General features: G+C 68.4%; 14 protein-coding genes. 1 reads left to right on the top strand and 13 read right to left on the bottom strand.

Annotation, left to right across the window (positions count from 1 at the left end):
• Positions 1 to 27: 27 nt before the first annotated feature.
• Positions 28 to 876 (top strand): TIGR02391 family protein, encoded by an 849-nt coding sequence (locus LRQ07_RS11270; RefSeq protein WP_256534659.1) that lies wholly within the window; start codon positions 28 to 30, stop codon positions 874 to 876.
• A 19-nt stretch (positions 877 to 895) separates the two neighbouring features.
• Here LRQ07_RS11270 and LRQ07_RS11265 read toward each other — a convergent pair whose 3' ends face one another.
• From LRQ07_RS11265 to LRQ07_RS11205, 13 genes are all read right to left on the bottom strand, one after another.
• Entirely contained in the window at positions 896 to 1162 is a 267-nt protein-coding gene (locus tag LRQ07_RS11265) for a DUF6112 family protein (protein WP_256534658.1), read from the bottom strand.
• On the bottom strand, positions 1162 to 2346 hold the full coding sequence (locus tag LRQ07_RS11260; protein WP_256534657.1) for a M23 family metallopeptidase: 1185 nt from the start codon (positions 2344 to 2346) through the stop codon (positions 1162 to 1164). Before LRQ07_RS11260 ends, LRQ07_RS11265 begins: the two co-directional genes overlap by 1 nt.
• 17 nt (positions 2347 to 2363) lie before the next feature.
• Positions 2364 to 3050, bottom strand: a complete 687-nt coding sequence (locus tag LRQ07_RS11255) for a hypothetical protein (RefSeq protein WP_256534656.1) — start codon at positions 3048 to 3050, stop codon at positions 2364 to 2366.
• A 98-nt stretch (positions 3051 to 3148) separates the two neighbouring features.
• Positions 3149 to 4210 (bottom strand): ParB N-terminal domain-containing protein, encoded by a 1062-nt coding sequence (locus LRQ07_RS11250; protein ID WP_256534655.1) that lies wholly within the window; start codon positions 4208 to 4210, stop codon positions 3149 to 3151.
• A complete protein-coding gene (locus LRQ07_RS11245) occupies positions 4207 to 5076 on the bottom strand; it encodes a hypothetical protein (RefSeq protein WP_256534654.1) in 870 nt (289 codons plus the stop codon). Before LRQ07_RS11245 ends, LRQ07_RS11250 begins: the two co-directional genes overlap by 4 nt.
• A 79-nt stretch (positions 5077 to 5155) precedes the next feature.
• On the bottom strand, positions 5156 to 5620 hold the full coding sequence (locus LRQ07_RS11240; protein ID WP_256534653.1) for a hypothetical protein: 465 nt from the start codon (positions 5618 to 5620) through the stop codon (positions 5156 to 5158).
• Positions 5617 to 6297 carry a DUF2637 domain-containing protein gene (locus LRQ07_RS11235; protein ID WP_256534652.1) on the bottom strand — a complete coding sequence of 227 codons (681 nt, stop codon included), beginning with the start codon at positions 6295 to 6297 and terminating at the stop codon, positions 5617 to 5619. Before LRQ07_RS11235 ends, LRQ07_RS11240 begins: the two co-directional genes overlap by 4 nt.
• Positions 6294 to 7190, bottom strand: coding sequence for a bifunctional DNA primase/polymerase (locus LRQ07_RS11230; protein WP_256534651.1), 897 nt, complete (start codon positions 7188 to 7190; stop codon positions 6294 to 6296). Before LRQ07_RS11230 ends, LRQ07_RS11235 begins: the two co-directional genes overlap by 4 nt.
• Positions 7190 to 8281 carry an ImmA/IrrE family metallo-endopeptidase gene (locus LRQ07_RS11225; protein ID WP_256534650.1) on the bottom strand — a complete coding sequence of 364 codons (1092 nt, stop codon included), beginning with the start codon at positions 8279 to 8281 and terminating at the stop codon, positions 7190 to 7192. Before LRQ07_RS11225 ends, LRQ07_RS11230 begins: the two co-directional genes overlap by 1 nt.
• Positions 8282 to 8520: 239 nt before the next feature.
• Entirely contained in the window at positions 8521 to 9333 is an 813-nt protein-coding gene (locus tag LRQ07_RS11220) for a helix-turn-helix transcriptional regulator (RefSeq protein ID WP_256534649.1), read from the bottom strand.
• Between the two features lie 142 nt (positions 9334 to 9475).
• A complete protein-coding gene (locus tag LRQ07_RS11215; RefSeq protein ID WP_256534648.1) occupies positions 9476 to 10930 on the bottom strand; it encodes a CoA transferase in 1455 nt (484 codons plus the stop codon).
• 20 nt (positions 10931 to 10950) lie between these two features.
• A complete protein-coding gene (locus tag LRQ07_RS11210; protein WP_256534647.1) occupies positions 10951 to 11868 on the bottom strand; it encodes an NAD(P)-dependent oxidoreductase in 918 nt (305 codons plus the stop codon).
• Positions 11865 to 12158, bottom strand: a complete 294-nt coding sequence (locus LRQ07_RS11205) for a hypothetical protein (protein WP_256534646.1) — start codon at positions 12156 to 12158, stop codon at positions 11865 to 11867. The genes LRQ07_RS11210 and LRQ07_RS11205 overlap by 4 nt, the downstream gene beginning before the upstream one ends.
• Between the last annotated feature and the right edge of the window lie 29 nt (positions 12159 to 12187).

Here is a 12187-nt window from a genome sequence, read left to right as displayed (position 1 = left end):
CGAGTTCCTGGGAAAGGATGGCGTGGCGTGACCGCCTATGGTGCTGATTACCTCCGACGTTTGATGGCGGCGGTCGAAGATTTCGAGCAGGCGTTCGAAGCATGGATGGAAACCCAGGTGGAGTCCGATCACATGAGTTCGAGGGGATTGTTCCCGACGGTCTGGGCGAAGGACGGCGAGGATCAGGCGGCGATCCGACAGCTCGCGCTCCGGGTCGCGGAGACGGCGGGAGCGGCAGCGCAAGCCGTGCCGGTCACGGGTGCTCACATCGCGGTCGCCGGGGTCGGGGTGATTGACCCGATTGCTAATTGGTCGCTCATGTCTGCGCCCAAAGCGCTTCTCACACCACAGGACATCCGCTCTACCGCGGCAACGATCCGAGGCCGGCTACGGGCCCTGCTGACGGAGGCCGAGGCCGCTGAAGACTCAGGACTCCCCGGTTTCGCGCCTTCCCAACTACACCCGCTCATCTGGTCCGCCGCCGCAGCGCACTGGACGACGCATCAGTATCGAGTCGCGGTTCGCGAGTCGGCCGAGGCGCTGACCGTGCATTGGAAGGCGAAGCTCGGACGCACCGACGTGGATGACACCGTGTTCTGGCAACAGACCCTCTCGCCCGGTGAGCCCGAGCAGGGCAAGCCGAAACTCGCCTGGCCGGGTGATCCTGCGGACAAGACCACGCGGAGCATGAGAGGTGGGCTGGAACCACTCGCGAAAGCGCTCAACGGGCTCGCGAGCGGCCTGAACCTGACCGTGCGGAATGTGACGACGCACACGCGCGACGAGCTGACCGAGCAGGAAGGCATGGAACGCCTCGCCGCGTACAGCTACCTCGCACGACTTCTCGACAAATGTGAAGTCAGGGAAGCCCAGTAAGCCTCCCCAACGCAATGATTCAGAGCTCCGCGCCGAGGTCGAGGAGGAAGTTGACCCATGCGACTCCGGCGCCGGCGAGGGCGGCCGCGCCGATGGCGACGAACAGGCCGGTGCGGGCTTTCGTCGCGGTCTGGTAGTTGCCGGTGGAGGACGCGATCGCCCAGACGATGGCGCAGATGATGAGCATGAGCACGGCGGTGACGAGGACGAACATGAGCAACGCCCCGACGATGGAGCGCAGCTCGGCGGCGCCGCCGACGCCGCCGAAGTCGGGAAACACGTCCATCACACCCCACCCCCGGTCGCGGTACACATGGCAGGGGCCGATTCGCCGCCAGTGATGCCTTCGGCGTGATGGTTGGTGAGCCAGGCGTCGGAGTCGACCGCATCATGCCCGGCGCCGCCGGGGTGGATTTGCAGGTGCAGGTGCGGGCCGGTCGAGTGGCCGGAGGAGCCGACATCGCCGATGTGCTGGCCAGCGGTCACCGTGTCTCCGGTGGCGACGTGGATGCCGTGCGCCCACATGTGCACGTACATCGACGCGACCCGTTCACCCCGGACGGTGTGGTCGATGATGATGACACCGCCGCCCCCGTCGGTGTAGTTCGCGTGCACGACGACCCCATCGGCGACGGCATAGATCGGGGTGCCATCGGCGGCGGCGAAGTCGGAGCCGGCGTGGAAGCGGCGCTCTCCGGTGATCGGGTCGCTGCGCCACCCGAACGGGCTGGTCCGCACCCAGGTGCCTTCCGGGAGCGGGAACACGATCCGGGTGGCCTCAGGCACTACCGGCGTCTCACCCCCACCACCGCCGTTGCTGTCGGGGGCGGGGCGGGTGAGGGCGGTGAGGATCGCGTCGGCCACCGGCTGATAGTTCTGATATCGGTCGGGATAGGCGGACACTTCGACGGCTTGGGCGGCTTCGCCGGGGTCGAGTTGCTGCCAGCCGGGAATGTCGAGCAGGCCCCGAGGGCTCGGGTAGTTCGGTCCGGTGGGGCCGCCGTAGAACGCTCGAGCCTGATAGATCGGGTCCATGAGGTCTGCGACCGTGCCCCACCCGCTGGCGGGCCGCATCTGGAACAGGCCGAGGCTGTCGTGATCGGAGCCGTTGCCATCGTTCGGGTAGTCGCCGCTTTCTGGGTAGGCGCCGGTGTTGGCGAGCATCCGCAGCGTGGACTCGGTGAGCGCGGCCATGAGCGCGATCTGCACCCCTGGCCGGCCGACGCCTGAGGTCTGCCCGCCGACGGTGATGATCGTCGCCGCACGCGTGAGCTGGGTCCGATTCAGCGTGACGGTCTCCCCGTTCCGGGTCGTCGCCGTCAACGAGTCCGGGATCGGGCCGACCGCCAGCGACCCCGGCGTGCACACTGCCGCGGTCGCCGACGTCCCGGCGAGGGTCGCCACCCCGATCAGCGAGATCGAGGGGGTGAGCAGCAGCAGGGCGAGAGCGACCAGCGCAAACTTCTTCACGACAGTGTCCTCTCTCGTTAGCGGAGGGGGTTGTCGAGTTCGGAGAGCCGCAGCACCTCACACTCACCCGCGCCCGAGCTCCGGCCGGGTGGGGTGCAGGCGAGGAACACGGTGAACGTCACCGGGCGGGAGGCGGATACGGGCGCGGTGCCCCAGGTGCCGTCGCGATGCCGGGTCCCCTCGATCGTGTACGCGACCGCCCCGGCCGGGATCTGACCGGGGGCTGCTTGGGCGACGGCCGTCTCCCACGCGGTAGGGATGAACACGCGGTCGATGGTCAGCCATTGGCGGGTGGCGTACTGGCGTAGCTGCGCCCACGCGTCGGTCGTGGGGAGGTAGGCGCGGACGTCGCCGACGAACGCGTCGGCCTCGCTGACGTGCGCGGCGTCCGCGAGCACCTGCGCGTACTCCGACGGGGTGTGCCCGGCGGCCGTGTCCCAGGTGAACAGCGCCTCCGCGACCGCGTGCGCGAACACCTCCGGGGTCACGTTCTGCTCCAGCGCCTCCAGCTCCCTCCCGGGTGCCGGGACAGGTCTCACCGTCGAACTGGTGGAGTGTTCGGGCGGCGCCGGGTCGGTGGGGGTGACGGGGCCGCGGACGAGTCCGTAGATGCCGACGCCGACGAGGATCAGCAGGGCCAGGCCTGCGGCGATGGCGGCGATCAGGACGCGGCGACGGCGACGATCAGGGGCGGCGGAGTCCATGAAACGGGGTTCCTTCCCAAACGGCAGGTCGTGGTTGCCAGGAAGGTGCACACCCCACACCCCGCAGAGGTCACCGGGAATCAGGCGATGTGCTCGGCCTAGTCCTGCCGGGCCGCGCGGGCGGTGTCGGTGAACGCGAGCGTGCCGGCGATGGTCTGCTCGAACCGGGTCCACTGCTCCGGAGTGAGGGCGGGGCCGACCTCGGCGGGGTCGTAGTGGGTCCACCATTCGGTCATGTCGTCCCAGGTCGCCAGAAACACGCTCAGCGGGAACGGCACCGGGGCGCCGCTGTTCACCGCTGTCAGCGTCGGACGCTGCGACTTTTTCTTCCCGGTGGCTTTGGCGGCCTTGACGCGGGCGAGCGCGGCCTTCGCCAGCTGCTCCAGTTCCGCCGCCCTTGTCTGCTGTTCTTCTGCCCGTATCTGCGCCGCTCCGGCTCGTGCCTGCTCACGCACCTCGGCAGGTTGGGCGAGGTCGGCGGCGAGCTGGTCGAGTTCCGCGAGGCGCACTTCGGCGTTCACACGCAGGTGGGACGGATGGACGCTGCCGCCGGCCCTGATCCGTTCGACCTCCTCCGTGGCGCGCTGCCGGACCGTGGCGGGCTGTGTGGGGTCGGCGGCGAGGTCTTCGAGCCGGCCGATGCGCTCCAGCGTCTTGTGGGAGTCACGGCCGGTGACCATGATCGCCGCCTGCGAACGGGACTTGCCGTGCTCGAACTGCGGTGGTGGCAAATTTCCACCACCATCCTCTCCGTCATCGCCAGCGGGCCGGAACCGGGTGGCTTCCTGCCGACGGGCGGCGTTCTCGGCCAGCAGCACTTTCAGTTCCCGGTAAAGGGCGGCGGCTTCCAGTTGGGTCAGCGGCTTGTGCAGCAGATTCTCGTCCTGCTCGGCCAGGAGTTCCCCGAGCCGGTCGGAGATCCCGCTGCGCACCCACACGTTGATGGTCTTGATGCCGAGCTGGCGGATCGCCGCGAGCCGGCGGGCACCGCAGATCAGGTGCCCGTCGAGGGTGATCGTGATGGGCTGGAGCAGCCCGTTGCGGCGGATCGACTCGACCAGGGGTGCGAGATCGCCGTAGTCCCCCCGGTGCCGGCGCCCCACGATGATGGAGTCGACCGCGCGCTCCAACTCGATATGCCCCGCCGGCACCGTGCTCATGCCTGATCGTCTCCGAGGCGTGGCGCGGCAAGCCCGGCCGCGATCACCAGATCATCGTCGGTGAGGAGCGCGCGCAGGGGCTGGCCGATCAGCAGCCGCACGAGCATGCCCCGCCCGGTATTGGTGTGCGCGAGGGCCGGGTCGGGGGTGCCGAGCACGATCCGCAGCAGCGCCGTCCACGAGGTGCCGGGCAGGTCGAGGAGGGCGCGGGCCTGCCGGTCACGGCGCAGCACCTCGAACGCCGACGCCCGCGAGGAGGTCTCCGCAAGCCGGGTGGTGATGTACTCGACCGCCGCGCGCGCCGTCGCCGGTTCCCACCCGACCCACGACAGGAACGCGATTGTGTCCTCGACGGCCGCGGTGACGTTCATCACCCGCTCCCGCACCCCAACCCCGTCGCCCTCGCCGTCGTCGCTCGGGTCGGCGAAGGGGTCGAAGCGGAAGGCCGGGTGGTAGTCGGGCAGCGGGTTCTCTCGGTCGCTGAAGCGCTCGGCGTCGTGGAACACCGAATACTTCGGGCGGCGCGCCTGGTGCACCGAGCACAGCAGCCCGTTGCCGCGTTCCTCCCCGATGCAGGTTACCTGCACCGCCCGCGTCACGACCGCCCACGGGTCGTCCGCCCGCCGGGTTGCCGCCCCGCGCATCGCCTCGAACGCGGCCGATGCGGCCTCCCACGGATCCAGGCCATGCTTGCGGGCCAGGGCCGCGTACTTATTCGCGGCGTGCTCCATCAGCGCCGCCGCCTCGGGGTCATTCCGCCACGCTCCACGCCCGGCCTCATGGAGCCGGGTGAGGAGGGCGCGCAGCGCCTCCGAGTCCTCGAAACGATCCCGCCCCGCGTGGGTGCGGGGTGCTGCAGTGTTCATTCGGCACCTCCTGACAGGCAGGTGCGCACACGCTCCCCAGCAGGCGCGCTCACGGATCGGCTGGGGACGGTCATGACGGTTACCCGAGCCCGATCCCCGAGCGCGACACCCACGAGAACTGCTCCCCGCCGCCGCGACCGAACGCGGTCACCGGCGGCAGTCTCCGTGCTCGCTCACTGACGAACCGTGCCCCCGACCGTGCACTGCTCCGTGCTGCCCGGTAGGTCTGGCCGGGCACGTGTCGGGCACGGCGGGCGAGCTCGGCCTGGAAGTCGATGCCGCGCCCGGCGACTCGACCTGACCGGGACGCCATCAGCTCGCTCGGCCGCACCCACTCGACCCCCGGCCGCACCTTCGCACCCGCGCCGGGTTTGGAGGTGCGGGCGGTGAGCGATGGGTCACGGTGACGGGCCAGCGCCGACACCTCACCTTCATGCGATGCCTCACCCGCGTGCGGCATCTCGTCGGCCCGATCCGGTTCGCGTGCCGCGCGCTCGTGCAGGGCAGTATGGTGGTCGGTGCGGGCGTTCTGGTCGTCGTTCATGGCGTCTCCTCATTGCTGTCCGGGGCGGTTAGTTCGGGGCGGGCGAACCAGCGGCCCACCGTGGACGGGTGCACGCCCAGGTGCCGGGCGATCGCCTTGTTCGACCAGCCCTCCTCATCCCGCAGCCGTGCCGCGAGCTCCCGCATCGGCGTCCGCGCTGACGCCGGCTCTGAGGCGATCACCTGCATCTCAGGCCCCTCATCATTCGGCGGCGCACTTGTCGCGGCGACGGAGCCGGGCGCAGCGTCGCCGGGTGCGGGGCGGGTGAGGATGACGGTGAGGTGCGTGATCGCCAGCAGCACCAGCGGAGGCACCGCCGCCACCGCCGCCGCCAGCACACCCGGTACGTCCGCGTCCGCGGCGACAACAGCGTGGATCGCGTTCGCCGTGACAGACACCAGCGCGCCGGCGGCGAGCAGCACCCAGGGATACCACGCCGATCTTTGCCGTGCGAGGGCGACGACGGCGACCGTTGACACGACGATGATCCCGTCCACGATCAACGGCCACGCCCACGCCTGCCCCGCTTCGATCCCAGACCGGCGCGCCAAATCCGCCAGGGCAGTGAATGACAGCCAGAATGCGCCGGCCGCGATGAACACCGTCCCCGCAACCGCGGTCGCTACCGCCACCCGGCCGCCCCTCAATCGCGCCGCCGCAGGCGTGGTCGAGGTCATGACAGCACCCGTCCAGCGAGTCGCGGCATCTGCCGGGGAGCATCACCGGGCTCACGGCCGGAGGGCTCAGGGTGGGTGTGGGTGGCGCGGTAGGCGGAGCGGATCGTCGTGACGACCTCCCGCGGCGGCAACCCGACCTGTTCGCCGGCCGGGGCCAGCGCGTCCACCATCTCCGGCAACGACAGCCCCGCCTCGGCCAGGCGGCAGGAGGCCCAGAACAGGCCCCGGTTTCGTTCGCCCTCGGCACGCATCCCTACCCACGCGGCCAGCCGCTTCGCATCCTCCGAACGGAGCGGGCCGCGCACGCGATGCTCGGCCGCGGCCGGGCGCGGATTGAGGAAGTCCCGCAGCCGGCCCGCATCCACGACGCCCGGTGCTCGGTCGGCTCCCGCCGCGATCGCGTACCTGGCGGGGCCATGCGCGGTGGTGACGACAGAGGGCGGGACGATGACGTATCCGCCGGTGCCACGGAAGTCCACGTGCGCCGCCGCGGCCTGCCACGACGATTGCGGCCGGCCAGGGTCTGCCGGGTAGTAGAAGTGCGCGCCACCGGACGGGGTGCGCACCACCGCCGCCCATCCGTCCACGAGGCCCGCCCTTCGGGCGGGACCGAACGCGTCGAAGCCATTGCCGCCCGGCTTGCGGTCGACATCGACGACATCGACACCCGACGCGCTGCCGGTGGGGATGCCGATGTTCGCGCTCGGCCACCTCCGCCACCATGCCGCCACCTGGGACGGGTCGGGGGTCGCTTCGTGGAACCCGTGCGAGATGAGCGGACGCTTCTCGCCGGGCACGCACGGGAACACCGGCACCCCGGCATCCGCGAGCCGTGCCGCAGCCTGCTGCAACGACGATTGGTCGAGCGCGGCGAGGACACTGGCGACACTCATCACAGGCCCCTCACCAGCGCATCCGCGACCCGCCGCGGCTGCTCCGCAGGCACGGCCGCAGTGCGCCCTGGGTGTGCGGGACGGTCGGCCGTGGCGGGTTCACGGGCAAGACCGGGCGGGTCACCGGTGCCGACCTGGACCGTCGGTAGGGTGTCGAGGATCGTTCCGGCCGTCTTACGGACGCGTTCACCGGTGGCCTGCACGACCTCCGCCGGCTCCTGGTCCTTCACCGTGCCCGCCCACCCCGAGACATACGGGATCGTGTAGGCGGTGGTGTCCATGCCGTGTGCGGCGCCGATCATCAGCGCGATCGATTCCGCCTCGACCTCACCGACACCGCGATGCCTGGCCGCGTCCGGATTGTCCGGACCGTGCAGCAGAACATGCGCGAGCTCGTGCGCGAGCGTTTTCACCTGCGCCGCGTCGTCCATATTCGACCGCACCGCGACCGTCCGGTTCGAATAGTCCGTGACGCCGTTCGCACCGCCGATCATGCCCTCGTGATCGACCCGCAGCACTGTGAACCCCTCGGCCTCCACCAGCGCCGCAAGTCCCTCCCACAGGCCGTCCGGCGCCTGCCCCTCCAACAGCATCGGGCTCGGCCGCTCCGGCACCGGGTCGCCGCTGGTCTGCGACACATCCCACACATACGCCGGCCGCACACCGACCATCCGGGACCGCGTCACCTCACCGGGCCTCGGCTTCTCGAACCGCCCGAGGCGACGCCAGGACTCCAGATCGGCAGGGTTGCTGGACGCGAACCGGCCAGTGACCGGCGCGAAGATCATGTACCCCGGCTGCCCCTTCTCCACCTGCCGGCCCAGCGTCTGCCACTGCTTGTACCCGGCGACATAGGACGGCTCCGGCGCCGTGAGCCGGCCGTGCTCATACGCGTCGAGATGCTGGACGAAGATCAGCAACGTGTTACGGAACGAGCGCGCCCGGAACCGGGCGGTGAACTCGAGCGCACGTTTCCAGTCATCATCCGTGACCAGCTTCTCGACCTGCGCGCTCAACTGCTCATGCAGCTCATCGAGTTTCGCATCACGCGCAGCGCGCGCCTCGTCCGGACTTCTCCTCGGTGCAGCCATGATCCGCCTCCTCCCTGGCGGGTCGCGCACCGGAGTGGTGGCGGCCCTGTCACCATGAGGTACGCCGAACGGTTCGCCCGGAACGAGTCATCGGCAGTCAGCGCAGCAGCAGCTATGCCAACTGTCAGGGTCTCGGATCGGGGACGCCCGACGTAGCACAGTCATAGCCGAGCTTCCGGCCGCACCACCGGTAAGCCTGCGATGTCCATACGAAGCAGGGCAAGGCCGGACTGTAGAGGTCAGAACACGCGAGCACGGAGCCTGCGATACTCGCTTGGATTCACCCCAGAGAACTCCCTGAAGACTTGGGCCGCATGTGTCCGGCTGCGCCATCCGACCATTCTCAGGACGGTCTCTACCGGCAGGTCGGTCTCTCGCAGATACTTGGCCATCTTCTTCGCCCGGATTGTTGATAGGTATGCCATCGGAGGCTTCCCGAACGTCGCCGCAAAGACGAAAGCGAGATGCGACCGAGATAGATGAACTTCAGCAGCAAGGTCATCTAACGTCCAACGACGCGCGGGTTCATTCTCCAGCAGGTAGGCGGCAGCCTGCGCCTCCGCCCGAATCGGGACGAATCGACGCATATGAGGCCGTGTGTTCCGCAGAGGAGCACGGCTCGATGCCACGGCGTCGAATGGCACTGTGCTCAGATGCAGTGCGAGAATATCGGCCACCGAGAACCAGAGTGACTGCATCCGGTTGAAACGCTCACGGTACTGGCCCGTTCGGCTCAATGCCACCAGTTCATCCAGGCTCGAAACCACGTCCCCAAACTGAGCACCCAACCTCATCACCTGGAACGAGTCGGGATAGAGCGTTGCGGCAAAATCCTCAGCGTCGTACTTGTCGCGAAGAACCTCGGCATGCTGCCAGAAGACTTGATCGATCGCGTAGTCGGTGTCAACAGCTACCGTCGTGAACGTCAGGAGGCCGTCTGGGACCGCTCCGCACGAAACGCTCGGTCCGATGAGCACAGCGTCTCCCACGTCGACGCTGTATCGCCCGAACTCGCCGAACAAGTCCGCTGAACCTGCCCGGACGAACACCATACGCACACAGTCGAGCGCCTGCGGCCGCTCGGCGCGCGCAAGCGAGCGCGTCCGCGCGATAAGGGGCTGAAACGGAAGCATGACATAACAAGGCCCTCGCTCTCGCTGTCGAGTGAGAGCCCATTCTTGCGGACAGCCGCGTTCACTTGTTCCATCGCGGCTGGTCACTGCCCCAGCCATGTAACGGTGAAGGATAATCCGACGGTGCGCCGGGGAAGCCGAGCACGGGCGGCGCGCATGTGACGACGGACGTAGGTTCGCCAGCCACGGAAGCAAGCGGTACCTGCGTGATGAGCGGCTCCTGCGTATCGGTGGTATCTGCTGTGCCGTCTGCGGGTCCTGCAGCGAGGAGTTCGTTTGCGATGCGCGCGAGGCTGAGGCGAATGTCGAAGGAGCCGCCGTTGGCGTGTTGGGCGCGGAGTGCGGTGGCGATGGAGGCGGCGAGGAAGTGCCCCGTGGCGTGATCGAGGGCTTGCACGGGGAGCGCTCCGGGCGTTGCGCCGCGGTCGCGGCTTTCGAGGACGGCGATGCCGGTCGCGGCCTGCACGAGGCTGTCGAAACCGCGGCGGTCACCCCAGGGTCCGTGCGTGCCCCACGCGGAGAGCTGGGCGACGACCATGCCGGGAAAACGCCGGTGCAACGCCTCGGCGTCGAGGCCGTAGCGTGTCAACGCATTCGGGCGGTAGCCGTGCACCACGACGTCGGCGTCGGCGAGCAGCGCCTCGAAGCGGGCGAAGTCCGCCGGGTCATCGAGGTCGAGCAGGGCGGAGCGTTTCTCGTGGCCGGTGTCGAGGTGCTGCCACCCTGCCTCGGGAAGCCGCGGCGAATCGATGCGCAGCACCTCGGCCCCGGCGACGGCGAGGTCTCGGGTGGCGACGGGGCCGGCGATCACCCGGGTCAGATCGAGCACGCGGACACCGGAGAGCGGCAGCATTCCGTGCGCACGCCAGGGGCGGGGCGAAGCAGCTCCGACCCTGGAGAACTGCACGACCGGGCTTTCACGGAGCACCGGATACTGCGGATGCTCCCACCATTCGGAAGGATCACGCACGGCGATGGCCAGAGCACCGGAGGCGGCAGCCCGCTCTTCGAGATCGAAACGCGACCAGCCGAGCATCACCTGTTCGACAGCGGAACGTTCGGCATCTGCGGGCAGTCCGAGCAGCCGGGCGAGACGTTCCGCGTGGTGGGAGTAGTTGCCGTGCGTGCGCACCCACCCGTCTGCCACCCGCCAGAACCCAGAAAGCGGCGCCCAGATCGAGGGGGCTTCACCATTGAGGCGGAACACCTTCTCGCTGCCGAAGGACGATTGAATTCTCGCCGCATCGAGGGAGACTGGATTCTCCAGCACGCCGGTTTCGCCACGATCATCTCCGAGCAGGCTGATCGCGAGTGACGAGAGCGCCACACTGTCGTAGGCAAGTTCCCCGACTCGCAGGTTCGATCGCCAGTCAGGGAGCCTCAGGACAGGACGGAGCATCGCCAGGTCATCGAGGCGGATGTCAAGTTCCCGTGCGACTCCGCGACCGACGTGATGAAGCGCCGGATACGGACCTTCTGCGCGATCCTGTTGTCCGCGTGCGAGTGGTTCGGTCATGGTGGGTACCTCCGATCAGGCTATGCGTTCGTTCGTGTGGTTGTTTCGGCTGCTGTTCGAGTGCGCTCCCGGAAGGCGGCGATCACGGCGGCCATGTCGTCTGCCGAATGTCCGAGTGACGCAGTTTCCGCGTATAGCGCGGTGCACACGTCGATGAGCGGGCTGGCGCTCCCGGTGTGTCGGGCGTGTTCCTGAACCAGGCGGCTGTTCTTGAGAACGTCTGGGATCGCTGCGTGAGGGGTCCAGTCCTCTGCCGTGAACTTGGCGCCCTTCGCGCGGGAAACAGCCGAGGCCATCGGGCCGGTATCGAGCACCTTGCTCAGCAATGCCGGATCAACGCCGTTGGCTTCGGCGAAGTGGAACGCCTCCGCGAGGCCGGTGACGAGTGTGATCAGGAAGGTGTTGACAGCGAGCTTCATGGTGAGCGCAGACGGAACCGCGCCACACCGAAACGCCGTCGCACACATCGCGTGAACCAGGGGCTCGATGCGGTCCAACACGTCGTCATCTCCAGCGAGCATCGAGATGAGCGTGCCGTCGACGGCGGGCTGTCGTGATCCTGACACCGGAGCCTCCACATACATCCCAGCGGCATCCGTCACCCTGCGCGCGAGTTCCGTTGAGAAGTGCGGGGATACCGTGCTCATCAGGACGATGATCCGGCCCCGGAGGACGTCGTGGCTCATCGATGACAGCACGGTGTCGATGGCGGTCTCATCGGAGAGCATGACGAAGATGATGCGCGTATTCTCGAAGATCGCCTGTGCGGAGGGCGCGACTGTAGCACCTGCCGCGTGAAGCGGCTCGCTCGCAGATGGGGTGCGGTTCCACACGACCAGCGGCACTTGCTTGTGCAGGTTCTGGGCCATCGCTGACCCCATGAGACCCAGGCCGATGAACCCGACAGGCTCGATTCTCGTCTCCGGTGGGTGGTTCACGGCTCGGGCCTCCTCGTGTCGTAGTCGTCTCGTGTCGGACGCGGCCCATAGCCATCGCGCTTCACGAGCCATAGCGAATAGATGCAGAGTGCAAGCACGACGACACCGATGAAGGCCAGAGTGATCAGGGCGGGCGGGGCGAGGAAGAACTCGCTCACGCTTTGTCGCTCTTCGCCGCGAGTCGAGCAGGTTCCCTCGCCGCGGAGTTCTTTCATGCAGACGCACGCGATACAGGTGCGTTCGGCTGCTTGGACGATGCCCCACAGCGTCGTTGCGATTAGTGCGTTCATGGCCGTTCCTCAGAGAGCAATCCAGTGGA

The sequence above is a fragment of the Microbacterium sp. J1-1 genome (assembly GCF_024498615.1).
Lineage (GTDB): Bacteria > Actinomycetota > Actinomycetes > Actinomycetales > Microbacteriaceae > Microbacterium > Microbacterium aurugineum.
This window is presented reverse-complemented; position numbering and strand designations above follow the sequence as displayed.

Coding starts and splice junctions, on each gene's coding strand:
- LRQ07_RS11265 (WP_256534658.1), bottom strand. CDS start 1,162: ATGGACGTGTTTCCCGACTTCGGCGGCGTCGGCGGCGCCGCCGAGCTG.
- LRQ07_RS11255 (WP_256534656.1), bottom strand. CDS start 3,050: ATGGACTCCGCCGCCCCTGATCGTCGCCGTCGCCGCGTCCTGATCGCC.
- LRQ07_RS11250 (WP_256534655.1), bottom strand. CDS start 4,210: ATGAGCACGGTGCCGGCGGGGCATATCGAGTTGGAGCGCGCGGTCGAC.
- LRQ07_RS11245 (WP_256534654.1), bottom strand. CDS start 5,076: ATGAACACTGCAGCACCCCGCACCCACGCGGGGCGGGATCGTTTCGAG.
- LRQ07_RS11240 (WP_256534653.1), bottom strand. CDS start 5,620: ATGAACGACGACCAGAACGCCCGCACCGACCACCATACTGCCCTGCAC.
- LRQ07_RS11235 (WP_256534652.1), bottom strand. CDS start 6,297: ATGACCTCGACCACGCCTGCGGCGGCGCGATTGAGGGGCGGCCGGGTG.
- LRQ07_RS11230 (WP_256534651.1), bottom strand. CDS start 7,190: ATGAGTGTCGCCAGTGTCCTCGCCGCGCTCGACCAATCGTCGTTGCAG.
- LRQ07_RS11225 (WP_256534650.1), bottom strand. CDS start 8,281: ATGGCTGCACCGAGGAGAAGTCCGGACGAGGCGCGCGCTGCGCGTGAT.
- LRQ07_RS11220 (WP_256534649.1), bottom strand. CDS start 9,333: ATGGTGTTCGTCCGGGCAGGTTCAGCGGACTTGTTCGGCGAGTTCGGG.
- LRQ07_RS11215 (WP_256534648.1), bottom strand. CDS start 10,930: ATGACCGAACCACTCGCACGCGGACAACAGGATCGCGCAGAAGGTCCG.
- LRQ07_RS11205 (WP_256534646.1), bottom strand. CDS start 12,158: ATGAACGCACTAATCGCAACGACGCTGTGGGGCATCGTCCAAGCAGCC.